The 24619-nt window shown below is 50.1% G+C and carries 26 protein-coding genes; 3 read left to right on the plus strand and 23 right to left on the minus strand.

Features of this window, described 5'->3' with window-relative positions; genetic code table 11:
- The first annotated feature begins 136 nt into the window (after nucleotides 1–136).
- The gene (locus tag M1L66_RS25025) at nucleotides 137–832 is read left to right on the plus strand and encodes a hypothetical protein (RefSeq protein ID WP_187023153.1); all 696 of its coding nucleotides are present in this window, start codon (nucleotides 137–139) and stop codon (nucleotides 830–832) included.
- Nucleotides 833–900: 68 nt separating this feature from the next.
- Here the strand turns inward: M1L66_RS25025 and M1L66_RS25030 are convergent, their stop codons facing one another.
- The 5 genes from M1L66_RS25030 to M1L66_RS25050 all read right to left on the minus strand — a co-directional run bounded on the left by M1L66_RS25030 (nucleotide 901) and on the right by M1L66_RS25050 (nucleotide 6493).
- On the minus strand, nucleotides 901–1458 hold the full coding sequence (locus M1L66_RS25030; protein ID WP_002602455.1) for an ECF-type riboflavin transporter substrate-binding protein: 558 nt from the start codon (nucleotides 1456–1458) through the stop codon (nucleotides 901–903).
- A gap of 70 nt (nucleotides 1459–1528) precedes the next feature.
- Nucleotides 1529–2371, minus strand: a complete 843-nt coding sequence (locus M1L66_RS25035) for an SAM hydrolase/SAM-dependent halogenase family protein (protein WP_002602454.1) — start codon at nucleotides 2369–2371, stop codon at nucleotides 1529–1531.
- A gap of 22 nt (nucleotides 2372–2393) precedes the next feature.
- Nucleotides 2394–3230 carry an energy-coupling factor transporter transmembrane component T family protein gene (locus tag M1L66_RS25040; RefSeq protein ID WP_187023152.1) on the minus strand — a complete coding sequence of 279 codons (837 nt, stop codon included), beginning with the start codon at nucleotides 3228–3230 and terminating at the stop codon, nucleotides 2394–2396.
- Nucleotides 3227–4942 carry an ABC transporter ATP-binding protein gene (locus M1L66_RS25045; RefSeq protein ID WP_434688713.1) on the minus strand — a complete coding sequence of 572 codons (1716 nt, stop codon included), beginning with the start codon at nucleotides 4940–4942 and terminating at the stop codon, nucleotides 3227–3229. The genes M1L66_RS25040 and M1L66_RS25045 overlap by 4 nt, the downstream gene beginning before the upstream one ends.
- 30 nt (nucleotides 4943–4972) lie before the next feature.
- On the minus strand, nucleotides 4973–6493 hold the full coding sequence (locus tag M1L66_RS25050) for a GntR family transcriptional regulator (RefSeq protein WP_434688714.1): 1521 nt from the start codon (nucleotides 6491–6493) through the stop codon (nucleotides 4973–4975).
- A 332-nt stretch (nucleotides 6494–6825) separates the two neighbouring features.
- On the opposite strand from M1L66_RS25050, the gene M1L66_RS25055 reads away from it, so the two are divergent.
- Nucleotides 6826–7866, plus strand: coding sequence for an alcohol dehydrogenase (locus M1L66_RS25055; RefSeq protein WP_434694325.1), 1041 nt, complete (start codon nucleotides 6826–6828; stop codon nucleotides 7864–7866).
- Between the two features lie 148 nt (nucleotides 7867–8014).
- Here the strand turns inward: M1L66_RS25055 and M1L66_RS25060 are convergent, their stop codons facing one another.
- The 9 genes from M1L66_RS25060 to M1L66_RS25100 all read right to left on the minus strand — a co-directional run bounded on the left by M1L66_RS25060 (nucleotide 8015) and on the right by M1L66_RS25100 (nucleotide 17404).
- Complete coding sequence (locus M1L66_RS25060; RefSeq protein ID WP_110324039.1) at nucleotides 8015–8875, minus strand: SAM hydrolase/SAM-dependent halogenase family protein; 861 nt, start codon at nucleotides 8873–8875, stop codon at nucleotides 8015–8017.
- 104 nt (nucleotides 8876–8979) lie between these two features.
- Nucleotides 8980–9177 (minus strand): (2Fe-2S)-binding protein, encoded by a 198-nt coding sequence (locus tag M1L66_RS25065; RefSeq protein ID WP_187023148.1) that lies wholly within the window; start codon nucleotides 9175–9177, stop codon nucleotides 8980–8982.
- Complete coding sequence (locus M1L66_RS25070; protein WP_002602447.1) at nucleotides 9177–9689, minus strand: ferritin; 513 nt, start codon at nucleotides 9687–9689, stop codon at nucleotides 9177–9179. Before M1L66_RS25070 ends, M1L66_RS25065 begins: the two co-directional genes overlap by 1 nt.
- Nucleotides 9690–9944: 255 nt before the next feature.
- Entirely contained in the window at nucleotides 9945–11483 is a 1539-nt protein-coding gene (gene gpmI / locus M1L66_RS25075) for a 2,3-bisphosphoglycerate-independent phosphoglycerate mutase (protein ID WP_055654022.1), read from the minus strand.
- A gap of 124 nt (nucleotides 11484–11607) precedes the next feature.
- The gene (locus tag M1L66_RS25080; protein ID WP_110324035.1) at nucleotides 11608–12081 is read right to left on the minus strand and encodes a hypothetical protein; all 474 of its coding nucleotides are present in this window, start codon (nucleotides 12079–12081) and stop codon (nucleotides 11608–11610) included.
- Between the two features lie 265 nt (nucleotides 12082–12346).
- Nucleotides 12347–13099, minus strand: coding sequence for a triose-phosphate isomerase (gene tpiA, locus M1L66_RS25085; RefSeq protein WP_434688715.1), 753 nt, complete (start codon nucleotides 13097–13099; stop codon nucleotides 12347–12349).
- Nucleotides 13100–13124: 25 nt separating this feature from the next.
- A complete protein-coding gene (locus M1L66_RS25090; RefSeq protein ID WP_434688716.1) occupies nucleotides 13125–14336 on the minus strand; it encodes a phosphoglycerate kinase in 1212 nt (403 codons plus the stop codon).
- Nucleotides 14337–14511: 175 nt separating this feature from the next.
- Entirely contained in the window at nucleotides 14512–15543 is a 1032-nt protein-coding gene (gap, locus tag M1L66_RS25095; protein WP_187023145.1) for a type I glyceraldehyde-3-phosphate dehydrogenase, read from the minus strand.
- A gap of 193 nt (nucleotides 15544–15736) precedes the next feature.
- Nucleotides 15737–17404 (minus strand): Na/Pi cotransporter family protein, encoded by a 1668-nt coding sequence (locus tag M1L66_RS25100; protein ID WP_434688717.1) that lies wholly within the window; start codon nucleotides 17402–17404, stop codon nucleotides 15737–15739.
- A 258-nt stretch (nucleotides 17405–17662) separates the two neighbouring features.
- On the opposite strand from M1L66_RS25100, the gene M1L66_RS25105 reads away from it, so the two are divergent.
- Entirely contained in the window at nucleotides 17663–18460 is a 798-nt protein-coding gene (locus M1L66_RS25105; protein WP_187023143.1) for a histidinol-phosphatase HisJ family protein, read from the plus strand.
- A 144-nt stretch (nucleotides 18461–18604) separates the two neighbouring features.
- Here the strand turns inward: M1L66_RS25105 and M1L66_RS25110 are convergent, their stop codons facing one another.
- The 9 genes from M1L66_RS25110 to M1L66_RS25150 all read right to left on the minus strand — a co-directional run bounded on the left by M1L66_RS25110 (nucleotide 18605) and on the right by M1L66_RS25150 (nucleotide 24604).
- Entirely contained in the window at nucleotides 18605–18871 is a 267-nt protein-coding gene (locus M1L66_RS25110) for a hypothetical protein (RefSeq protein ID WP_055654029.1), read from the minus strand.
- A 4-nt stretch (nucleotides 18872–18875) separates the two neighbouring features.
- Nucleotides 18876–19955 (minus strand): hypothetical protein, encoded by a 1080-nt coding sequence (locus M1L66_RS25115; protein WP_002602438.1) that lies wholly within the window; start codon nucleotides 19953–19955, stop codon nucleotides 18876–18878.
- 62 nt (nucleotides 19956–20017) lie between these two features.
- Nucleotides 20018–20305 carry an ethanolamine utilization microcompartment protein EutM gene (eutM, locus tag M1L66_RS25120; protein ID WP_002602437.1) on the minus strand — a complete coding sequence of 96 codons (288 nt, stop codon included), beginning with the start codon at nucleotides 20303–20305 and terminating at the stop codon, nucleotides 20018–20020.
- A 61-nt stretch (nucleotides 20306–20366) separates the two neighbouring features.
- On the minus strand, nucleotides 20367–21029 hold the full coding sequence (locus M1L66_RS25125; protein WP_434688718.1) for a phosphate propanoyltransferase: 663 nt from the start codon (nucleotides 21027–21029) through the stop codon (nucleotides 20367–20369).
- Between the two features lie 21 nt (nucleotides 21030–21050).
- Nucleotides 21051–22637, minus strand: a complete 1587-nt coding sequence (locus tag M1L66_RS25130) for an acetaldehyde dehydrogenase (acetylating) (RefSeq protein WP_187023141.1) — start codon at nucleotides 22635–22637, stop codon at nucleotides 21051–21053.
- Nucleotides 22638–22683: 46 nt separating this feature from the next.
- Nucleotides 22684–23307, minus strand: coding sequence for a BMC domain-containing protein (locus M1L66_RS25135; protein WP_434688719.1), 624 nt, complete (start codon nucleotides 23305–23307; stop codon nucleotides 22684–22686).
- An 11-nt stretch (nucleotides 23308–23318) separates the two neighbouring features.
- On the minus strand, nucleotides 23319–23954 hold the full coding sequence (locus M1L66_RS25140) for a cupin domain-containing protein (RefSeq protein WP_434688720.1): 636 nt from the start codon (nucleotides 23952–23954) through the stop codon (nucleotides 23319–23321).
- Between the two features lie 87 nt (nucleotides 23955–24041).
- A complete protein-coding gene (locus M1L66_RS25145; protein ID WP_002602432.1) occupies nucleotides 24042–24305 on the minus strand; it encodes a EutN/CcmL family microcompartment protein in 264 nt (87 codons plus the stop codon).
- Nucleotides 24299–24604: a BMC domain-containing protein gene (locus tag M1L66_RS25150; protein WP_187023138.1), complete on the minus strand. Its 306-nt coding sequence runs from the start codon at nucleotides 24602–24604 to the stop codon at nucleotides 24299–24301. The genes M1L66_RS25145 and M1L66_RS25150 overlap by 7 nt, the downstream gene beginning before the upstream one ends.
- Nucleotides 24605–24619 lie beyond the last annotated feature (15 nt).

Here is a 24619-nt window from a genome sequence, read left to right on the forward strand (position 1 = left end):
TCTCTATTCTATCGTATTTTGCTCAGAAAGGGAAGCATAAAACGCCCTTACTTTTTTCTATTTTCATTTCTTCATAGACGAAATTGTGATTGAGAGGTATAATTTACCTATATTACCATATGCAAAGGAGAACGTCATGCCATACTGTCCTAAATGTGACATGGAATTTATCAAAGGAGTTACCGTCTGTTCCGACTGCGGCGGTCCTCTGTTTGAATCAAAGGAGGAAGCCCTCGCCATGCAGAAGGCGGCGCTGGAGGAAGCGCCGGACGCCCTGATGCAGGAAGACATGAACAGCGAGGCCTCCGGAGAGGCATCCGGGGCGATGCCAAAGGCGGAAAAGCCGGTGCGCCCGCCCGCTGCCTACGTGAAGAAATCTCAGAAATACGAAGACCGTAAATCCAGCGCCTCCGCATTTTTACTGGTTGGAGGAGCCATCACCGTCTTTGCCGTCTTATGCTGGGCAGGCATTTTCGACATGCCGATGGCGGGCTTTTCCAAGTACCTGATTCAGGGTACACTGACCGTCATGGGAATTGGCTGTCTGGTCATCGCCATCCTGACATTCCGTTCCGCCAAGGGCATGGCCAGTGAGATTGAGGAAGAAGAAAAACAGACGGAGGAGCTGATCTCCTGGTTCCTCTCTGCCTACCGCAGAGAAGATATTGACGGGCGGCTCGATGCTGATTTTTCTGATTTGGGCGAGGATGAGAGGAATCTCAAGCGGTTCGAGCTTATTTCTGACCTCCTCATTACCTCGAAGGACCTTCCCAACCAGTCTTACGTGGATGCGCTGTGTGAAGATATCTATTCAAAGCTGTTTGACGAGTAATGCGTGAATAACGAAGGAACCGCCGCCTGCAGGTCTTGCCTGCCGGCGGCGGTTCCTTATATACTGATTTATTCCTTTGTCAGGCTGCCCTTCTTGGAACGTGTCTTGCTGTAGAGTACCAGCAGGATCGAACCGATGACGCCTGCAGAAATCGCATTGCTGATAGCAGCTACGACGCCCTGTGTCACGACCAGGTTTGCCGGCTCTGCATAGACTACAACATCCAGAAGCGGAGCTACGATAACCCACGCAACAAAGTTGCCGATAATCTGGTAAATGTTGAAAAGAACGATATCCTTCTTTCCAAATTCACCGTCTTCCACATGAAGCTTCGGATATACGAGACCGATAATGAAGCAGGAAATGCCGCTGGCAACTACCCAGCTCCACCATATAGACCCATACTGAATACCGTCAGACAGCGCATGTCCGATGAATGCAATCAGTCCGCCTGCGATCGGTCCGAACAGCGCGGCGAAAAACGCGCCGATGCCGTATGCGGTCTGAATGTCGGTTTCCGGAATTCCGGTCGGAATCTTCACGTACATAAATAACAGGGTGAATAAAGCCGCGCCAAGTCCGGTTGCAACGATGGTCTTTGTTTTGAACTCAAATAACTTTTTCATGATTACCCTCCTTTGGTTGGTAGATTACGAGTTAAGACTACTCAAATTCCCATAATTTGTCAAGTAAATTCTACTTTGTAAACTCAACCGTCCATTCTGGCCCGTAACCCAGATTATACTTGTCACAGAAGCTTCCCTGGCTGACGGCCAGAGACACCTTCATAAGCTCATTGTTATAAATCATCGGATCGCCCTTTTCAGCGAAACCAAAGCTCTGATGGAATAATACCTTCTGCTGGAAAGCCACCTCTCCGTCATGCTTTACCGTTACATTGACATAGTCACCGTAAGCAAATCCCGCGCGGTTAAAGTCTTCCAGTCTGATGTTCGTCCATAAGTTTCCAAAGTTAGGATCATTGATTTCGAATACGCCGCAGGCCTTTCCTTCTGTAATCTCCGGTTCCAAAATCGGGTGCTCCACGATCTCCTCCACCGGGTATTCCGGTCCTACGCCCTCAAAATCGATGATTCCGCTGGCCAGACGAGCCGCTGTATAGCCGAATAAATCACGGCCGTGGAAGATGGCAACGCCTTCCGTGCCTTTTCCTCTCAGACGGTTTACTGTCTCGTCGATCTCACGCACCGCTTCGATGCCGATCATCTTCTTTACATGTGTCAGAGAACCATTATCCGGCGTTACGATATAGTATCCGTCAACAGTCTTTGCCACACAGGCGCGGCGCTTCGTTCCTACTCCAGGATCCACGACAGACACGTAAACGGTTCCTTCCGGCCAGAACTGAAGGCTCTGATATAAGCGGTAGCTGGCGCTCCAGGTGTCATACTGCGGAAGTTCATGGGTGCCGTCCATGATCTCCAGTTCACGGTCCACACACTTCACCACGCCGTACATGGAACTGACTGCTCCTTCTTTGTAAGTAAAATCTGTCTGAAATACTAAAATTGGTTTCATAGTTTTTCTCCTTTATGATTGTTTAAATGAATGGGTTATAGAATCTGGTACCTCCATTGACAAAAAATGTCATAGCCAGAGATCCCAGGAAAATCGCCAATGCTGCCGCCATCGCGCACCAGTCCACAGTCTTTAACGGCTTTGCCACGTACCATGTCCGTTTTCTCTTCTTTCCAAAGCCGCGTAAATCCATGGCGTTGCTGATCAGCTCAATCCGGTCCAGCGTGGAAAAGATCAGGGGCACACAGATATTCATCACGTTTTTCACCCTCGTTCCGAGCTTTTCCTTTCTGGATAAATCCAGTCCTCTGCTCTGCTGTGCCAGAGCGATATCCTGGTAATTCCGGATCGTGTCCGGAAAATACCGAAGCGTCAGAGACAGCGCGTAGGCCGCCTTGTAATTACAGCCCACACGATTTAAGGAGGCCGCAAACTCACTGGGGTTGGTCGTCAGTAAGAAAATCATTCCCAGAGGTACCACGGAGGCGTATTTGGCCACCTTCGTCACCTGATAGAGCAGCTGCTCTTCCGTCACCGTGTAGCGGCTGTTGAACCGAAACAGCTCGTGGGTCGTCCCGTAAATTTCCGTTCCGTACTGCGGACTGAAGATATAGGTCAGCACAAAGTTGATGGCAAGAAATACGACAACGTAAATTGCCATCAGCTTGATCTGTTTAAACTGCAGGCCCGACATGGCAAAAAAGATGACGGACAACACCATGACAAACAGGATGTAGCGGATATCGTAGGAAAACATGACCGCGAAGGTCATACCGATGAAGCATACCAGCTTCGTAAGCCCCGATAAATTAAAGATTAAATTATCCCGGTCTATGTAGTCAAACAATTTGCTTTTCATGCGTGACGAAGCCCCCTTTCGTAATCAATGAAGTTCTGAACGAAGCCCTCCGGATTCTCCACCCCGCATGCCACGGCCAGCTCATAGAGGGAGGTGATCTTTAAGTTCGCCTGCTCCGTTATCGCCTCATTGGTCAGTATCTCCGCCGAGGTCGCATCCCCGATCTTCTGCCCGTCGGAGATCACAATGGCGTGAGGCGTATACTCCAGCATCAGATGCATGTCATGGGTAATCATGATAATGGTGACCCCCTCGCTGTTCAGGCTCTTTAAAAATTCCATGATCTCCGTATAGTGGTGGAAATCCTGGCCCGCCGTGGGTTCATCCAGAATCAGGATCTTCGGATCCAGAACCAGCGCGGAGGCAATGGTAACACGCTTCTTCTGCCCAAAGCTCAGCGCGGAGATAGGCCACTTCTTAAATGGAGCCAGGCCGCAGATCTTCAGCGCTTTTTCCACACGTTTTTCCGTCTCCGCCTCATCTACCCCCCGAATTCTCAGTCCAAGCGCCACTTCATCGTAAATCATGGGCTTACAAATCATCTGATTGGGATTCTGCATCACGAAACCGATCATCCGGGAACGCTCCTTGATCGTCTTCCCCTTCAAATCTTCGCCCTCGTACAGAAGACGTCCCTCGTCCTCCGTGACAAATCCGCAGATTACCTTGGCCAGGGTGCTCTTGCCGGCGCCGTTGGTGCCCACGATGCTGACCATCTCCCCTTCCCTGATGTGGAAATTGATGTCCTTCAGAATTCTCCGTCTCTTCGTATACTGGAAGCTTAAATGTTCCGCCGCCAGAATATCGGGCCTGTTATTAACTTCCCGGTCCGGCACACGGCTCAGAGCCCATTTCTGCACCGCGTCCTTTACCATGTCGATCCGCAGTGTCTCCATACGGCCGGGGCGCATATCCGCCGTCACCCTGACTCCCGCGTACTTCAGTGCAGTGGCATAGAGGGGCTCCCGGATTCCCATTTTCGGAAGGATGTCCGCCGCGATCAGCTCATCCGGCGACATGTCTGCTGCAATCCGGCCATCATTTACCACCACGATCCGGTCCACATCGCGGTAAAGCACATCCTCCAGACGGTGCTCGATAATCACAACCGTCTTCCCCAGTTCCTTCCACACGTGATCGATCAGATCGATGGCCGTCTTTCCCGTGGCCGGGTCTAAATTGGCCAGCGGTTCGTCAAAGAGCAGGATATCCACATCATCAACCATGACGCCTGCGAAGGATACTCTCTGCTTCTGTCCCCCGGACAGCTCGAAAGGAGAAGATTTCAAAAGATTTCCCATGTCCACCATGTCCGCCACCTTCTGAACGGCTTCCTTCATCTTGCCCTGGTCCACACAGTCGTTTTCCAGTGCAAACGCGATGTCCTCGCCCACCGTCAGTCCGATGAACTGGCCATCTGCGTCCTGAAGCACGGTGCCCACCATTTTCGACAGTTCGAAGATATTCATCTCCCTCGTCTCCCTGCCGTTGATTTTAAGGCTTCCTTCAATCTCCCCCTTATAGGCAAAAGGGATCAGACCGTTTAAACAGTTTCCCAGGGTGCTCTTACCGCTTCCGCTGGGGCCGACGATGAGAACCTTTTCCCCTTCATAGATCGTTAAATTGATATCATGAAGGGTTGGTTCCGCCTGGCTGAAATAGTGAAACTGGAATGAATTGAACTGAATAATTGGTTTCTTATTCGTATCCATATATGCCTCCTAGTTATGAGCATTCGGCGGTTACGCCTGCAGCTGACAGTCAACCTGATATTTGTCAGGAATGAAATAATATTTAATCCGGGCGGCGGGTGTATAATCCGGCCCGTATAAAATCTGTTCCATATGAAGAAGCACAGTTCCCTCCGGTATATCCATATAGGAGATCACCTGTTCATCGGCGGCCACTACCTGAATCGTCATGTGGGCTTTCGCCGCCTTCTGATAAATCAAACTGTCCATAAAATGAAGAAGCTGTTCCTCGTCGGGTTCCTTTCCATCTATGCCGCTCCCCATGATCACCTCCATGGGAATCTGCAGAAAGGACTGGCCGATGGGACCTTCTTCGCCCCAGTATACGTTATTGCTCGCCAGGACTTCGTCGCCGTCCTTAAGCTTTAACTTCTGTTTTGCAATATTCGTCGGAAGTCCGATATTGTAATCCATAGTCACCCGGCTCACCGGTTCCTTGGCACACTCTCTCAAAAAATTATACAGGTTCTTCTTTTCATTTCTGCGGCAGTCGTAGGATACGAAGGTTCCCTTTCCCTGCCGTTTATAGATAAATCCGTCCTGTGTCAGAATGGTCAGCGCCTGCCTCAGCGTGTTCCGGCTCACCTTATAGGCCGCCGCCAGCACATTTTCACTGGGAAGAAGGCTGTCCTTCTCATAGACGCCATCCATTAAATCCTGAAACAGCCGATTATAAACCGGTATGTAGGATGGCAGCCGGCTCTTTCCCTCTTCCGGCTTCTTAGGGGTCAGCGTTCCCCAGATTCCGGCCTTTAAAAAGCCGATCTGCACGAATAGATTATGTTCTTCCCCTCTGTCGCAGAAGAGACACGGTTTCTTCCCCTCCGCCAGAATATCGCGGCTTATCCGGCTGACCAGCAGGGCCTCTAAGTTCTTTCCCCGTTCCTTTTCCTTCACAGCCGCGCCGCCTAGCATGACGGTAAACGGGCTCTTCGCCGCGCTGTTCACATGGGCGATCATTTCCCCGTTCCGCTCCAGATAGAGGTGGGTCCCGTCTCCGCTCTTTAACCGGTCCGCAATCATCTCTTTTGAAGCATAAAGCGCGCGTATCTCCGGAATCGTCATGAGAAATGCATGAATCTTATCCTCGTCTCCCGGCACGCCCTTTTTCATGGTCACGCCCTCCGGCAGTCCGGTCTCGCCGATGAGGTGCGCACTGTCCTCCAGGAGATAGAGGTTCTTCTCCGCCAGCTCATATCCGGGAAGCCATCTGCCGGCCGCTTTCGTCAGCTCCGCCTTTCCCATGATCACATCCGGCTTCCATTCTTCGGTGAGCGTTCTTAAAAACTCCCCGTCGATGTTCCCTGCCTCACCTGCCACAATTAAGTTCCCGTAAAACTTCAGATAAACATGAGTAATCCGGTCTTCTTCCATCCCCGCGTATACGGTCTGAAACTCCTGATCGAATCCGTAATTGCCGATATCTGCCAGCAGAAATGTGTGATAGACCGCATCATTCTGCAAAAAATCCAGCAGCCGGCTCTCATCTTCCCCGGTACATCTCTTAACCATAGGCGCCTCCCGTCCAACTTGTTCAACAAGTTAAGTTTAGTACAGAGATTTCCTTCTGTCAACAGATTTCTACAAAGTTTACAGGTAAAATCATTTACTTTTTATTCAGTCTTTCGGATATGCTTTCGGATAACAGTTCAGCCTCTGCTGCGAGCTGCCGGATATTTTTCGAGGCATGCGCATTGACAATTGGTATGACATTGACTAGACTATTATACAGAGTATGGTAAGAGGTATTTTTACCGCTTTTAAAGTATGGAGAGGAGAAACTTATGTCACAAAATCAGGTATCACAGAACCATACCTCACAAGACCTTCCCCATAAGGAGACCATGAAGGCCGTCGTCTACGAAGGCAATGGATTCCTGCGTTTAGAGGAACGGCCAATCCCTCATCTCATGACCCCCAGGGATGCCGTCGTGAGAGTTACTCTCACCACCATCTGCTCCAGCGATATCCATATCCTGCACGGCGCGGTTCCCAGGGCCGTTCCAGGCACCATACTGGGCCATGAATTTGTGGGGATCGTAGAAGAAGCCGGAAGTGAGGTGACACGGGTAAAACCAGGCGACAGGGTTGCCGTCAATGTGGAGACCTTTTGCGGGGAGTGCTTTTACTGCCAGCGCGGCTATGTCAATAACTGTACTGATGAGCATGGCGGCTGGGCTCTCGGCTGCCGGATCGACGGAGGTCAGTCGGAGTACGTCCGCATTCCATTTGCAGACAACGGCCTCACGCCAATTCCCGATTCTGTGACCGATGAAGCCGCCCTTTTTACGGGGGACATCCTATCCACCGGCTACTGGGGCGCGGGGCTTGCTGAGATCGGGGAGGGCGGCACGGCGGCCGTCATCGGAGCCGGCCCTACCGGCTTATGCACCATGATGTGCGCCCGCCTCTACCATCCGGGTAAGCTGATCGCCATCGATACCTCCCAGGAGCGCCTGGAGCTTGCCAAACGCCGCGGTCTTGCCGATTACACCCTAAACCCACGCAATGAAAATGTCCTGGAAAGAGTGCTGGAACTCACATCCGGCCGGGGCGCCGACTCCGTTCTCGAGGTGGCAGGAGGGAAGGACACCTTCCAGATGGCCTGGCAGATCGCCCGTCCCAACGCGGTTGTCTGCGTCGTCGCACTCTATGAGGAACCACAGGTACTTCCTCTGCCTGCTATGTATGGGAAAAATCTGATTTTCAAGACAGGAGGCGTGGATGCCAATTCCTGCAGTGAAATTTTGAAACTGATTGAGGAAGGAAAGCTGGATACCGGCTGCCTCATCACGCACCGGACAGATTTAGCCCATATCCTGGAGGCTTACGAGATATTTGAAAAGCAGGCCGATCATGTCATAAAATACGCGATTACCATCTGACCGGACTCACGCGCCGGAGCGCGGCCGCTTCAGCGGCCATACTTCCTTTGCACGGTAAAGACGGCTGTCCCGCCCGCTCCTTCTTCCGGAGCGGCGGGACAGCCGTCTTCAATGTCTATTCATTTATTTATTCAGTTATATAAAGTGTTTAGTCTTCGTATATAATCTTAGGCGCCTTACGCATCGTAATCTGCCACTTATTCCCTGTTCCAATGTTATAGGCCTTTGCAAAGCTGCCCTGATTGATGGCAACCGCCATACAGTCCAGGCTGTTCACATAGATGAGCGGTTCGCCTACATAAACGTCGGCAAAGCTCTTTGCATAAACCAGAATATTCTTGTACAGGGTTCTCGTCTCATTCTCAATACTGATTTCCACACGCTGTCCGTGTTTTACACCAATCTTTAAAAACAGGTCTCTGGAGATATTGGTCCACAGGCTTCCGAATCTGACGTCGAGCACATCGATGGTACCGCTCACTCTGTCTCCGTTATAAGCCGCTTCCACAACAGGAAGTTCGATGACGCTTTCCGCTTCCACGGAAGGGCCTACTCCCTCGAAGGTGATGACACCGGCAGCCAGCCTCGCTCCGGTATAAGCGTAAATGTCACGGCCATGGAACGTATAACTCTCTCCTGATCCCGGCAGACGGTTCACATTCTCATCGATGATACGTGCTTCCGTGATTCCGCACATCCGCTTCACATGGGTCAGTGTTCCATTGTCAGGTGTCACTATGTACTGTCCCGTGGTGGTCTTCGCCACAATGCTTCGTCTCGTCGATCCCACTCCCGGATCCACAACGCTGACAAATACCGAGCCCTCCGGCCAGTAGTTTACCGTCTGTATCAGCCGGTAGGATGCTTCCCAGATATCATACTGGGGAATATCGTGTGTCAAGTCTGTAATCCGAAGTTCCGGGTCTACCCCATAGGATACTCCATACATCGCGCAGACAGCTCCGTCCGCAGTGCCAAAATCTGTTTGAATAATAAGTGGTTTTCTCATATTCATCTTTCCTTTAGTGCTAAGGGAGTTGTTTAGAAACCCTTGCACTTTTAGTATAGATTTCTTTGCTGCGCTTGTCAAGCGGCTCTGTCTGCTGGTTAAGCTCAGGCCTTTTTCTCGCTCTGTTTCTTCAACTGCTTTTTCGCATACTTCTTCACCCGGCACTCACAATGGCCGCATTTCAGGGAAGCTCCCGTCTTCTTTTTCACTTTTTTAAAGGAATCCGCGCCGTCTGCGATCGCCTCCTTGATATCCTTTTTCGTGATCTTCAGGCACGGACAGAGATATTCATTCTTTCCCATTACAGCACCAGGGACGGAGCGGTGTATACGCGGGCCGCCATCTCAGAATCCAGCATGTATAACCCCTTCGGATCATGGCCAAAGAGCTCGAAACGCTTCACCAGGTTATCTGCATTTTTCTCTTCCTCGCCCTGCTCCTTCACAAACCAGTCGAGAAACTGCATGGTACGGAAATCCTTTACGGAGTATGCCGCATCATAGATCGCATGGATTAGTCCGGTCACATAGACCTCATGCTCCAGCCCTGCCTTTAACGGTCCTACGTAGTCCTCAAACTTTTTATCTGGCTTGTCAATGGCCTCAAGAGTCACTTTGCCGCTGTTATTCTGCAGATACTGGATAAACAGCATGGCATGGTCTCTCTCCTCCTGCGCCTGCACCTGATACCAGTTTGCAAATCCATTCAGCTCCGCTTCGCGATAGTAATTGGCAAAATCGAGATACAGATACGCCGAGTAAAATTCCTTATTCACCTGCACATTAATAAGTTCTGCAACTTTTTGATCCAACATGGTAATTCCCCTTTCTTTTGTTTTCTTCCCGTATTATATCATCCGCCGGTCAGACGAACAACCACCTTTCGTTCCCGCGGAAGCCGGAAAAAGGCCGTCACTCTGTTCCCTCTTCCCCGCCGGTGATCACTGCGGTTCCTAAGGTTCAAATATGCGGCCCTTTTTCGACTTTTCATAACTATTTTTTTATGTCTAAGATTATAACATGACTTTTCTTTTATATTTTTGTCGTTTTTACAGGATATTTCCCATATCTTACTTCACTAATAATGACTTTCCAGTCATCTCTTTCGGCTGTTCCATGCCCATTAATTCAATTAATGTCGGAGCGATATCTGCCAGACAGCCGCCTTCGCGCAGCTTATAGGACGGATCTGCGTTCACAAGAATGAACGGAACCGGGTTTGTAGTATGAGCGGTGAACGGTGTTCCTGTCTCGTAATCTACCAGCTGCTCTGCATTTCCGTGGTCAGCGCAGATGAACAGTACGCCGTCCATCTCCTTGACTGCGTCTACGGCTCTTCCCACACAGGCGTCTACGGTCTCGATCGCCTTGATCGCAGCATCCTCAATTCCCGTATGGCCAACCATATCCGGGTTCGCGAAGTTGATGATAACAACATCGTATTTTCCAGACTTAATCGCTTCCACCAGCTTGTCACAAACAGCCGGGGCGCTCATCTCTGGCTGAAGGTCGTAGGTAGCCACCTTCGGAGAAGGAACCAGAATTCTGTCCTCACCCTTATTCGGCTCCTCGACACCGCCGTTAAAGAAGAATGTCACATGTGCGTACTTCTCTGTCTCGGCAATTCTGGCCTGGGTCATGTCGTGGTCTGCAAGGAACTGGCCAAAGGTATTCACAATGGCTTCCTTCTTAAATGCAACCAGCTTATTTGCAATGGTGTCATCATAATCGGTAAAGCATACATACGTTAAGTTCAGGCGTCTGTCTCTGGCAAATCCTTTGAAATCGTCATCACAGAACGCTCTCGTTATCTCTCTTGCACGGTCAGGACGGAAATTGAAGAAAATAACGGAATCGTTATCTTTTACGGTAGCAACCGGTTTTCCATCTTCCACTACGACAAATGGCTCCACGAACTCGTCGTTTACTTCCGCGTCATATGAAGCCTGGATTCCTGCCGCAGCGCTGACAGCAGTACCGCCTTCTCCCCTGGTCAGAGCGTTGTAAGCACGCTCCACACGATCCCAGCGGTTGTCACGGTCCATCGCATAATAACGGCCCATCACAGAAGCCACTTTGCCCACTCCGAGTTCCTTCATCTTCGCTTCCAGCTCTTCCACGTAGCCCTTGCCGGAAGCCGGCGGTGTGTCTCGGCCATCTAAAAAGCAGTGTACATAAACCTTGTCGAGGCCATTTCTCCTGGCAAGTTCCAGGAGTCCGTAGATATGGGTATTGTGGCTGTGAACGCCTCCGTCGGAGACAAGTCCCCATAAATGAAGGGCAGAATCATTCTTCCTGCAGTTCTCTACAGCCTGTAAAAACTCAGGAACATCGAAGAAATCTCCGTCCTGAATCGATTTTGTAATTCTGGTCAGTTCCTGATAAACGATACGGCCGGCACCCATATTTAAGTGGCCAACCTCGGAATTTCCCATCTGGCCATCCGGAAGTCCTACGGCAAGGCCGCTGGCGTTGCCCTTTACAAACGGGCACTGACTCATCAGCTGATCCATAACCGGTGTTCTGCCTTCGCAGACTGCGTTATGGTCACAGTTATCATTCAGTCCATATCCATCAAGTATCATAAGTACAACAGGTTTCTTACTCATAACTTAATCTCCTTATCTTGTTTTTTCTATATAATGGTAATTATCTTCTCACAACTCTATATTCTACATGATTTGCGGATATCTTGCAACTGCTGAATGATAAATTTTTATCATAAACCCTGGTTTAAGGCCGCTCTTCCACGGCTTTCATGGGATAGCAGTGGTGCAGCAGCACCTGGTCCGCTCCCTCGCCCAGTCTCTGGTAAAATGCATCCGCAATTCTCTTCGCAACCATATCGGCATCCGCCTCTGATAAGTCTGTCACCATAATGAGAAACTGACAGCTGCTGTATTTCGTATAAACATCCCCGCAGCGGATCGAATACTGGATCAGTTCCCTCAAAATCTCCATCTGCCCGTTTCTGCTCTCGAGACAGGGCAGTTCTCCCTTCCGGTCCGTCAGGGTCAGCAGGATGATATAGGCGCTCTCATTCGTACGCTTCAGCCTCCGCGCCACAAACCGGTATATCACTTTGAATATCTCGTATTCCTGGCAGTACGCTCCCGGAAGCAGCTCCTGTTCACTCAGTTCCTTCCGGATTTGCTCCATGTCGATCTCAATACTCCTCTGCATCAGTCCCGGCTCTTTTGTATCCATAACTCCTCCTCCTTTACCCATTCTGCGCACCCTGATATCGGTATATTCATTACTATTATTTACTTTTTCTCATCACTTGTCAACCGTATGCGCATAAACGGGCTTTTCAGCGGAATAAAAAGTTACTGCACACGCTGCGACCGGCAGTACGCTTCGCGAAATACCGGCCGTGTACAGAACAATAAAAAGGCAGAGAAGCCGCGTTTGCGACTGTCTCCACCTTTTTTCATTACAGGACACTTCATAATCCTGTATTATTCATTACTTATTTGTTATAGCAAACGATCTTTCCGAAGTCTGGCTTCAGGGAAGCTCCGCCTACTAAGCCGCCGTCGATGTCCGGCTGTGCGAACAGTTCCGGTGCGCTTCCAGCGGATACAGAACCGCCGTACTGGATACGGATCGCTTCTGCTGTGGCTTCGTCATATATCTCAGCGATGCATGCACGGATCGCTCCGCATACTTCCTGAGCCTGCTCAGTCGTAGCGACCTTGCCGGTACCGATTGCCCAGATCGGCTCATAAGCGATAACAGCTTCTGCAGCCTTGTCTGCCGGTACGTTTAAGAAGGCGATCTTGATCTGCTGACGGATCCAGTCGATGGTGATTCCCTGCTCTCTCTGCGTTAAGGACTCTCCGCAGCATACGATCGGTGTAATGCCGTATTCGAATGCCTTTAAGACCTTTTTATTTACAGTATCGTCACTCTCAGCGAAGTACTCTCTTCTCTCAGAATGGCCGATTACTACGTATTTAACGCCAGCATCTACTAACATGGCAGGGGAAATCTCGCCGGTGTAGGCGCCCTTGTCCTCATAGTACATATTCTCGGCACCAACGCAGATGTTGGTTCCCTTTGCTGCTTCCATAACCGGAATGATATCAATGGCCGGTACACAGAATACTACATCTACATCCTCATTAACAACCAGCGGCTTTAAGGTATTAACCAGCTCTACAGCCTCTGTTGGTGTCATGTTCATCTTCCAGTTACCAGCAATAATTTTTTTCCTTGCCATTTTATCTTATTCTCCTCTTACTTACTTATTTATTATCTGCAGCAGCTACGCCTGGCAGCTCTTTGCCTTCCAGGAACTCTAAGGATGCACCGCCGCCTGTGGAGATATGAGTCATCTTGTCAGCGAAACCAAGTCTCTTCACAGCGTTAACGGAATCTCCGCCGCCGATTACGGTTGTTGCGTCCTGTAAATCAGCAACGGCGCGGCATACTTCCAGAGTACCTTCCGCAAAATTGGAGAATTCGAATACGCCCATCGGTCCGTTCCATACAACAGTCTTAGCACCTTCCAGAGCAGCCTTGTAAAGGGCGATGGTCTTCGGTCCGATATCGAATCCTGAACAGCCGGCATCGATAACATCAACGACCTTGCGTTCTGTATCGTTGGAGAATTCCTTACCTTCTACATGGTCAACCGGAAGTAATAACTTCACACCTTTTTCTTCGGCCTTCTTGATCATCTCCAGAGCGTAATCCAGCTTGTCTTCCTCACATAAGGAATTGCCGATCTCCTCGCCCTGTGCCTTCTCAAATGTATAAGCCATACCGCCGCCGATGATCAGGGTATCTACCTTGTCAAGCAGGTTGTTGATTACGTTGATCTTATCAGAAACCTTCGCTCCGCCTAAGATGGCAACGAACGGACGAACCGGATTCTCAACAGCCTGTCCTAAGAACTTGATTTCTTTTTCCATTAAGTATCCAACTACATTGGTATTGGTGTATTTTGTAACGCCTACGTTGGAGCAGTGAGCTCTGTGGGCCGTACCGAACGCGTCGTTAACAAAGATGCCGTCGCAGAGATCAGCCAGTTCTTTCGCATAGCTTTCTGCGTTCTCATCTTTTCCGTACTTTGTCTCTTCGATTCTGTAACGGGTATTCTGAAGTAATAAAACTTCGCCATCCTTTAATTCGGCAGCAACCTTCTGTGTCTCCGGTCCTGTTACCTTCGGATCATCCACGAATTTTACTTCTACGCCAAGTCTCTCGCTCAGTGCCGGAGCTACCGGAGCTAAGGACAGCTCTGGAAGCGGCTCTCCCTTCGGCTTTCCTAAATGAGAGCAAAGGATCACTTTTGCACCCTGATCGAGTAATTTCTTAATGGTTGGAATTGCACCGTCGATACGGTTGTAGTTCTGAATCACGCCTTCCTTTAACGGAACGTTGAAGTCACATCTTACGAGCACTTTCTTTCCCTGTAATCCGGTTAAATCATCAACTGTTTTCTTGTTAAGCATAATTTCATGCTCCTTTCCATATTTTCGCTACTTGATGCTGTATTCATAACAAAATGGTTATGGATACAGGATATGAACCTGTTTTATAATTCAAAGGACACGCCGGAACGCCCCATCCTTTGAACGATAAAAGGGTCCGGTCCAAACGACCGGACCCTCCATGGATCTTAAAAAATTAGCCTAATTCAGCGAAGTACTTAATTGTACGAACCATCTGGCTTGTATAGGAGTTCTCGTTGTCATACCAGGAAACAACCTGTACCTGATATAAGTCATCACCAAGGCTGGAAACCATGGTCTGAGTAGCATCGAACAGAGAACCGTATCTCATGCCGATAACGTCAGAAGAAACGATTGGATCTTCTTCGTAGCCAAAGGACTCGGAAGCTGCTGCCTTCATAGCTGCGTTGATGCCTTCTTTTGTAACGTCTTTGCCCTTAACTACGGCAACTAAGATTGTTGTGGAACCTGTCGGAACCGGAACACGCTGAGCGGAACCGATTAACTTGCCGTTTAATTCCGGAATAACAAGACCGATTGCTTTTGCAGCGCCTGTGGAGTTCGGAACGATGTTGGCAGCGCCAGCTCTTGCTCTTCTTAAATCGCCTTTTCTGTGCGGTCCGTCAAGGATCATCTGATCGCCTGTGTAAGCGTGGATTGTGCTCATGATACCGGACTGGATGGTCGCGTAATCGTTCAGAGCCTTAGCCATAGGAGCTAAGCAGTTTGTTGTACAGGAAGCTGCGGAGATGATGGTATCTTCTGCAGTTAATTCCTTCTCGTTTACGCTGTAAACGATGGTTGGCAGATCATTGCCTGCCGGTGCGGAGATAACAACTTTCTTAGCGCCTGCATTGATATGTGCCTGAGATTTATCTTTAGAGCAGTAGAAGCCTGTACACTCTAATACTACATCTACGCCAATTTCTCCCCAAGGAAGATTAGCAGCATCTTTTTCTGCGTAAATCTTGATGGTCTTGCCGTCTACAGTAATGGAGTCCTCTCCAGCTTCTACTGTGTGAAGGCCTTCACCGATGCGTCCTGTGTATCCACCCTGAGCGGTGTCATATTTTAATAAATGAGCTAACATCTTCGGATCTGTTAAATCGTTGATAGCTACTACATCATAACCTTCTGCACCAAACATCTGTCTGAATGCAAGACGACCGATACGACCAAAACCGTTAATCGCTACTTTTACTGCCATAATTCAATTCCTCCTAAGAATAAAATTAATTTAATTGTACCTTTTAATTCACATATCCACTATCTGTAATGAAGAGTGGATTTCTTGTGATTTTGTTAAAATAAAATCAACTACCCATTATTTTACCTAATAATCCATTAAATAGCAAGTCCTTTTTTTCATTTTTTGGTTTTTGTTACTTTTTTAACATTTTCTACATCTCGTCCTTCACATAACCGGCAAGATTGTATGCGTGATCAGAAATACGTTCCAGATTGCTGATAAGATCCAGGAATACCACCCCTGCCGAAGGGTCGCATTTACCGGCAGACAGCCGTTCGATGTGCTTCTCCCTCAGCTCCTCCTCCAACGTATCCACCTCGTCCTCGTACTGGCTTACCTTTCTGACATCGTCCATGTCACCCTTCTGCCGGGCGTTGATGGAGTGCTTGAAAGAGTTAAACGCGGTCTCACAAATAACATGAAGGTCCGACTCTCCTGTTTCTGAAAAGCTGATATTATGCTGAACCATGTATTCCGCCTGCTCGGCCAGGTTTTCTGCATGGTCTCCCACACGCTCAATGTCATTGATGCTGTAGAATAAGTCATTCACAATCAGCTTCTGTCTTTCCGTCAGCGACAGGTTGTTGACCTTGACGAGATATTCGGTCAGCATCTTCTCCATATTATTGATGGTCTGCTCCGTTTTATACACATCTTCGACTTCATTTGCATTCTTAGTCAGAACCGCGTCCATGGCCCGTCTGACATTCTCCATGGTGATCTGTCCCATATGAACCACTTCCATGGCCGCCGTCTCCAGGGCAAATGCGGGAGATTCAAAGATTCTCTCATCCAGATGCTTCATCGTCTCGGACTCTTCGTCAGTAACAGCCGGTTCCTTCTTATCCTCCGGAACGAAGACTCCGGAGAGCTTCACCAGCTGATTGGCAAACGGGAACAGAAGCGCCGTGTTCGTCAGGTTAAAGATCGTATGGAAAATCGATATCTGCACAGATGTAATGTTATGGGCCGCAAGCACCGGATGAAGGGAAAACAGGATAAACGAAATCACTCCAAATATTACAGCGCCCATCACATTAAATGTCAGGTGGATAACTGCTGCTCTCTTAGCGGTTCTGGACCCGCCAATACTGGATATCATGGCGGTCACACAGGAACCGATATTCTGTCCCAGCGTGATAAAAATCGCCGCGTTCGTCGTTACCACACCGTTCATCGCCAGCGTCTGTAAGATACCGACTGAGGCGGAGGAGCTCTGAAGAAGAGCCGTAACCAGAGCACCGATGATCATTCCCAGGAATGGATTGCTTCCCAGCAGGCGGAATGCCTCAGAGAAAACAGGCGCGTCGGTATATGGCGATATGGAACTCGACATAAAATCAAGACCAATGAACAGAAGGCCAAGGCCGACCAGAATCTCTCCCGCCGTTTTCATCCTCTGTTTTTTACCAAATAACATGAAAATCGCTCCGATCCCGATCAACAGCGGAGCAAAAAATGCCGGCTGGAATACGGCAAACGCATCTCCCAGCTGGTTCATAGATACAATCCAGGCCGTAATCGTCGTACCGATATTGGCACCCATGATCACGCCTACCGCCTGCGTCAGATTCAGGACCCCGGCACTTACAAAACCGACTACCATAACCGTCGTAGCGCCGCTGCTCTGAATAATTGCCGTGATCAGCGCGCCCAGAAGGACCGCCATCAGACGATTGTTCGTTAACATTCCCAAAAACTGGCTCATCTTACTTCCGGCGGTCTTCTGCATACCGTCGGCCATGATGTTCATGCCATACAGGAACATCCCCAGTCCACCGATAAAACTGAACAGACTTGATATGTCATTGACAGACATAGTTACCTCCTTGTAACCCCTTTTTCAACTGCATTCATTTTCTTTTTAAGCGCCGGCGTCATACCCGCATGGATTCCCTCCTCCGCGCGCATCTCTAATGATATCATAGACCGGAATGTCTTTTCAACGCTTTTTATAAATTCTGTAAACTTTTGGTAAAATGTGTGTAAACCTGACGAATCCTGCGTTGCTTTTCCCAACGATATTGATTATAATGGTTCTAGTACTAGCTTTCATTCAGAGAGAGAGGAGACAGTCATGCTGCCAGATTACCATCTGCACACGGATTTTTCCGGCGACTCCACGACTCCCCCAAGGGCGCAGATCGAGCGTGCCATACAACTGGGAATGGATTCGCTGTGCATCACGGACCACCACGACTATGACGTGGAATCCATCATCGACTTCAACCTGGATTTGGACCCCTATATGAGTTCTCTCACCAGGCTTCAGGAAGAATATAAAGACCGGATTGATGTGAGGATCGGAATTGAACTGGGACTGCAGGTCCATCTAAAGGAATATTTTAAGGAAGTGACCCGCAGATATCCCTTTGATTTCGTCATCGGTTCCACCCATTTCATAGACAGAAAGGATCCCGCTTACCCGGAGTTTTTCGAAGAGAGGGGGGAGGCCAATGCCTACCTCCAGTATTTTGAGACTACGCTGGATAATGTCAGCCATTTGGACGATTACGACGTGGCGGGCCACATCGACTACATCGTCCGTTACGGTCCCAACAAGGCCGCCTTCTACAGCTATGAGGCGTACAGGGACATCCTCGACAGAATTCTCAAGGCTGTCATCGAACACGGCAAGGGGATCGAATGCAACACGGCTGGACTGCGGAAGGGCATCAGCCAGCCCAACCCGGCAGCAGACGTGCTGAAACGCTACCGGGAGTTAGGCGGAGAAATCCTGACGATCGGTTCGGATGCCCATATCCCCGAAGATTTAGGGGCCGATTTCGAGCGGACAAGGGAACTGCTGAAGGAATGCGGGTTCTCGTATTATACGGTGTTCCGCCAGCGGAAAGCGCAGTTTCTTCCATTGTAGTGAATTCATACACTGCAGTAAATTCCATACACAGAGTAGTAAAGGGTGCGGAGCGCCTTCCTATTACACAAAACAGCCATCGACTGGAAGGGCCAGGCCCGCCTCCAATCGATGGCTGTTCAGCGGTTATACCGTATCCCGCCGTCAGTCTTTGATATACCGGTTGATGGTCGCCTTCTGCTCCTCATTCGCCCGGTAGTAAATCCTTAAATTTCCGACTTCATCCAGTTCAAATCTGGACTCCTCAAGAAGACCATTGGCCTCGTCCGTCATCAGGGTCTCGATCACTGACTTAAGGGTCAATCCCCTGAACTTACCGTAATCTCCCTTTAAGGCGTCGATTACATCTTCCGCACAGGCCTCGGGGACCTTCGTAAAGTGTTTGATAATCGCATAACTCAGTGGTTTCATCTGCCTAGTCCTCCTTTTTCTTAAATAAATCCAGCGGATTCATGGCGATCATCAGGATACCGAATATCATCAGAATCGCTGCCGCCCAGACGATCGGCGGAAGTGACCAGCCGTCGATGCCGCAGATGACGCCGAGGATAATCCAGCAGAAGAACGGTCCCCAGAAGGAAAACGCTCCGTTACACGCCATACCGAGAGCCGCGCCGCACATGCTGTTTCCTTTATACCACAGACTATATGCAAACAGGGCGAAGAATCCGCTGATCACGAAAAAGATCATGGCCGGACCGCTGGTAAATGCCTGAACCGTTAAATGAGGAGCAATGCCGATGTTGCCGGCAATGATACCAAAAATCGGAACCAGGATAAACAGGTTGGAAAGTCCGGAGGTACACTGGCGTATGGTAATGCCAATCTCATAGTCGATCAGGGTCGTACCATAACCGGCTACGCACCCTTCTATTCCCCAGCCCAGAGCCGCGATAAACGCGATACAGATTCCCAGGAGTCGGCCTTCGGGAGCATCGCCGCCCAGGCTTGTGCTTCCGATCATAAAGCTGGAAAGAACGCAGATACCGATACCGGCAACCATGCGCTTATTCAGTTCCTGCTTGTAGAGCACTCTTCCTAAGATTGCACCGATTGCAGGACAGAGAGCCGAAATCGGAATAACGATGGAACCAGCCATCTGAAGTCCAACCACATAGGCCGCACTGGAGATAGGGCCGCCCACCAGAGCGGCAGCGATCATGATCCAGCCCGGTTTCGTCTTTAAACAGCGGAAAAAGTCGCCCAGCTTTCCCTTTGCTCCGGCAATCAGCAGGGCCCATACCGCGCTGCACGTATCGTTGATCGCGCTTCCCAGTGAGCCGAGCAGATACGTAATGACAAAAGCAGACAAAGCCGCCGTATTAGGACCATACCAGTCCGCCCATATTCCCTTTGTCATTCCCAGCGTCATAAACGCGGAATAGAGCCCGTAACAGATACCGGACATGATTGCAACAAATACACCCTTCTTAAAAAACTGAGCAGATAATTTTTTCTTTGCAGCAACAGCTGCTGCGCCTGCACCTTCATTCATTCTTGTAAGCCCTCCTTATTGGTTAAGGAGCACTCTCCGAAACGAGAGCACTCCCTGACTGATTACTCTTCTCTTGCAGCTGCCGGAAGAATGGTCTCTACCTCTGCGTGAGGACGCGGAATCACATGAACGGATACAAGCTCGCCTACTCTCTGAGCTGCTGCCGCGCCTGCGTCAGTCGCTGCCTTTACCGCACCGACATCGCCTCTTACCATGACGGTAACGAGACCGCCGCCTACGAATTCCTTGCCGATTAATGTAACATTAGCAGCCTTAACCATGGCATCTGCAGCCTCAATGGATCCAACTAAACCTTTTGTCTCAATCATTCCTAATGCATCGTATTTCATTGTGAAATCCTCCTGAATTTTATTTTAATTTTAAATGCTATACTTTTTATAAACAGACTTTTTACTTTATCAGAGTGACAGCCGCGGAACAACCGATTCCCATCGCATTTGCTTCCTCTGTATCCACATGACACTCCAGTGCGGATTCCGGCGTTACACGGATTAATACATTGCGGTAAACGCCTCCGCGTAATCCATCTGTCTCAATAGAAACAGACTGGCCGTCATGAACGCCAAACCTGGCCGCGTCATCCGGATGCATATGGATATGGCGCTGCGCCACCATCAGACCTTCCTTCGTCTGTACAGATCCCTTCGGTCCCACAAGAGTGATTCCCGGCGTACCGTCCAGATCACCGGACAGCCTGGGTTCCGCCTTGGCGCCCAGTTTAAAGCAGTCACCTGCGAGAATCTCCACCTGTGTCCGGCTCCTTACAGGTCCCAGAATTCTTACCTTTTCAATGGCCCCCTTCGGTCCGCAGACCGTTACGGTCTCTTTGCAGGCAAACTGGCCCGGCTGGGATAAGTCTTTCGTCTTCGTCAATTCGTACCCGCGGCCGAACAGGGTATCTAAATCGGCCTGGGATAAATGTACGTGCCGGTTGGATACGCCGACCGGCACCGCATTTGCCGGGGTGTTCGCGGAAGCGTTACCCGCCACTGTGCCATCCTCATTTTTTACCGCTTCCAAAAGAAGCTTGATCATTGCCTCATACTGATCCATGGGTCTCCTCCTTCTGCCGCTTTACTGGTTCTTCATGGCGATAACCAGCTCTCTTACGAGTGCCGCCAGCTTATCGCTGCCGCAGTCTGCGGAAACCGCAGTGTCAGCCTTCGCCGTACCGGATGCAGAGTGTTTTTCCTCAAAGGAGGCAACGAAATCAGCCGGGCTGGAAGCCGTACCGCAGGATCCCTGACAGCAGGACTGTGAAGCCAGTTCCGGATGACGGAACGATTTATCTTCCTGCACCAGTGTAGCACAATTTTTCACACCGAACGCAACTTTTTTAATATTAATTAAATGCTTCGGGCTGACATTTTCAGAAACAGAGCTTCCGCCGCACGTTCCGCAGCCTAAGGTAAAGGAGGTTGCCAATCCCGTGCTGATTCCGGTACCTCCCATGCTTCCTCCGGTGTTGACCAGAATACGGGAAGCCGGCTTCGCCGCAAATCTTCTCACCATCTCCCTGTCTTCCGTGTGGATGCTCATGGTGTGGCCGATACCGTTCTGAAGCAGGCGGATGCTGAGCTCACAGGCTTCCTGCCAGTCTCTTACTGTATAGAAGGCAAGCACGGTTGTCAGTTTTTCATAGGATAAAGGGTATCCCTCACCAACGCCGCCCTGCTCTCCGATCAGAACTCTCGTTCCTGCCGGAATGGTTATCTTCGCCGCTTCCGCGATGACCTGCGGGCTTCTTCCCACGAATTTGGCATTCATGTTATGGCTGCCGCTCTTGAAAAGCAGGGCACACACCTTCTCAGTCTCCTCTGGAGTCATAAAATAGGCTCCCTGGCTCTTTAACTCTGCGACAACCGCGTCCCTATTGCATTCTTCCACAACGATCGACTGCTCGGAAGCGCAGATCGTTCCGTAATCGAAGGTCTTGCTGGCCATGATGTTGCTTACGGCCTGTTTGATATCGGCGGTCCGCTCTATGTATGCCGGGGAGTTGCCCGCGCCTACGCCCAGAGCCGGTTTTCCGGCGCTGTACGCTGCTTTCACCATGCCTGGGCCTCCGGTGGCAATAATTAAGTTTACCTCTTTGCATTTCATCAGTTCATTGGTGGCTCCCATGGTCGGCATGGTGACACAGCCGATAATGTCCTCCGGCGCCCCCGCCTCCACCGCTGCATCCCGCATCAGTTCTGCTGCTTTCAGTGTACATTTCGCCGCAGACGGATGGGGGGAAAAGACGATGGCATTTCCTGATTTCACTGCAATAATGGATTTAAAGATTGTGGTGGAAGTCGGGTTGGTCGATGGAACGATTCCCATTACCAGGCCCACAGGCGCCGCCACATCCATCGTATGTTTTACCGGGTCCTCGTCGATGATTCCCACGGTCTTCATATCTTTTATCTCTTCATATAACAGAGTGGACGCTGCGTGATTCTTATAGGCTTTATCCTCCGCCTTACCGAACCCGGTTTCCTCTGCTGCCATTTTACCCAGACAGACCGCGTGTTCCTCTGCTGCTCTTACCATATTCTGTAATATAACCTCTATCTGCTCCTGGGAGTAGGTAGCCATCTTTTTCGCCGCGATTTCTCCTTTTCTGGCTAAATCTCTGGCTTCCTGGATGGAACGTAAATCAAAATCAAAGTTTTCCATTGTCAGGATCTCCTTTTCTATTATTTTGTTCCCGCGAAGAACCGCGTCAATCATTTCGAGCTTCGTAATAGCTCTTTAATTCCTCCAGCAGCAGTTGTTTATTGGCTTTGGACACTTCCCTGCCGGAAATCTTCAATTCTCCGTATTCGCGGGCCAGTGTCCTTAACGCTGTTACTTTCAGTCCGTCCGCCATCGCCATACCTTCGGCAATGCCGTATTTTTCAATGATGGAATCTAAGGTCTGCCGGTCCAGCTTCTCCGGGAGGGCAGGGTGGGGGGATTCTTCCACGTCTTCCACTTCTTCAACTACTTCTTCAACCACTTCTCCAACCGCTGCGTCTTCTGCTTCCGGCTCTTCCTCGTCCCTCACACCAGGATCCGTCTTTCCGCCAGGCCCCTTCGGTGTAAACAGGATTTCCAGTTCCTCATGAGGCCGTGGAATGACCAGTTTTGCCGCCAGGCTGGAGGCTGCGATCCGTTCCACTGCTGCCACACCGGCGTCCACAGCCGCCTGTACCGCGGCCACATCGCCGGTCACCGTTATGGTCACCAGGCCGCCGCCGACTCGTGTTTTCTCAACCAGTGTGACATCCGCGGCTTTTACCATGGCATCTGCGGCTTCCACCGCCGCCAGAGTGCCCTTTGTCTCTATCAGTCCAAGTGCCTTCATGGCTTACCTCCTTACAGCAAATCTGCCCAGTTGGCCGGATAAGTGGCATAGAACACTCTCGCCCTGTCTGGAGATCCCCATACGACTTTGGTATTCGATGGTACGAACAGCACGTCTCCGGCGTGAGCGGTATACGTCTTTCCGTCGATGGTGATCGTCAGTGTGCCTTCGATAACGTAATCGATCTCTTCATAGGTCAGTTCCCAGTCAAATTTCGAGTTTTCAATAATCAGGAACCCGGCGCTGATATGGGATTCATCCTTGCTTACCAGTTCCTGGAAATACGCCGTTGCATCAGGGTTTCCGGTATCAAACACATCCATTTTCACCGTTCTGCCCCGAACTACCTTTAAGCCATTTCCGTGGCGCTCCTCTTCATAAGGCTTAGACGGCGCCTGTAAACCGCCCTGCTCCAGTATGGTCTTTAACAGCTGGCAGAGTCCGGCCGCATCCATCTTATCCATTCCCGCAAATGCATTGGCACACACCGCTTCCGGCTGGCTTATACGATCCGTAAACCGGATCCCGTACGCCTCGGCCGCGTCCTTTGCGGAAGGTGTGATAATCGTATCGCCGTCCACGCAGTACTCGGTCTTTCCCTGTTTGCTGCACTCTTCAATATCCCTGGCGCAAACTAACTTTTTCATGGTACCACATCCCTTCTTCTCTGCGAATCTATCCATTTGGAAACACAAGTGCCGGGCGGCACTGGTGCAGCGCTGCACCGGTTTCTTCTATATAAATTCACAATCTTCATCAATAATTCCTACTACCACGGCGTCCACCGGAATCCCGTCGTCACCCAGCATGCGGCGCGCGGAAGAACCGGTCGTGACGATCACCCGGTCACCGATTCCGGCGCTGATTGTGTCCACCACGATCATTCGTTCTCCCGTCCTCGTCCCGCTGATGATCTCCGCCATCATAAACTTAAATCCGTTTAAGGATTCCGCTTTTCTGGTCGCCCAGACATTGCCGATCAGCTTTGCAGTTACCATTCCGGTGTCCCCTCTTTCTCTTTCCGCTTAATTTCCTCAAGGGCCGCTTCCACGGAGGCGGTATCCCCGAAAATAGCCAGCAGCACCATATTCTGAGGACAATTGCCGCGAATGTCTTCCACGGTAACGCCGACAGCCTTTTCCGCCACATCGGCGGCGCACACCATCTCAATCATCCGGCCCTGAACCAGCCCGATGGCATCCACCGACTCGATGGGCGTCGATGCTCCCGACCCCTTTCTTCTTAACAGAATATCAAGCGTACCGGGCGCCGGTGATTTTATGATTCTGATTTCCATGTCACATTACCTCAT

Origin of the sequence: Hungatella sp. SB206 (assembly GCF_051132295.1) — a bacterium.
Taxonomy (GTDB): Bacteria; Bacillota; Clostridia; order Lachnospirales; family Lachnospiraceae; genus Hungatella; species Hungatella effluvii.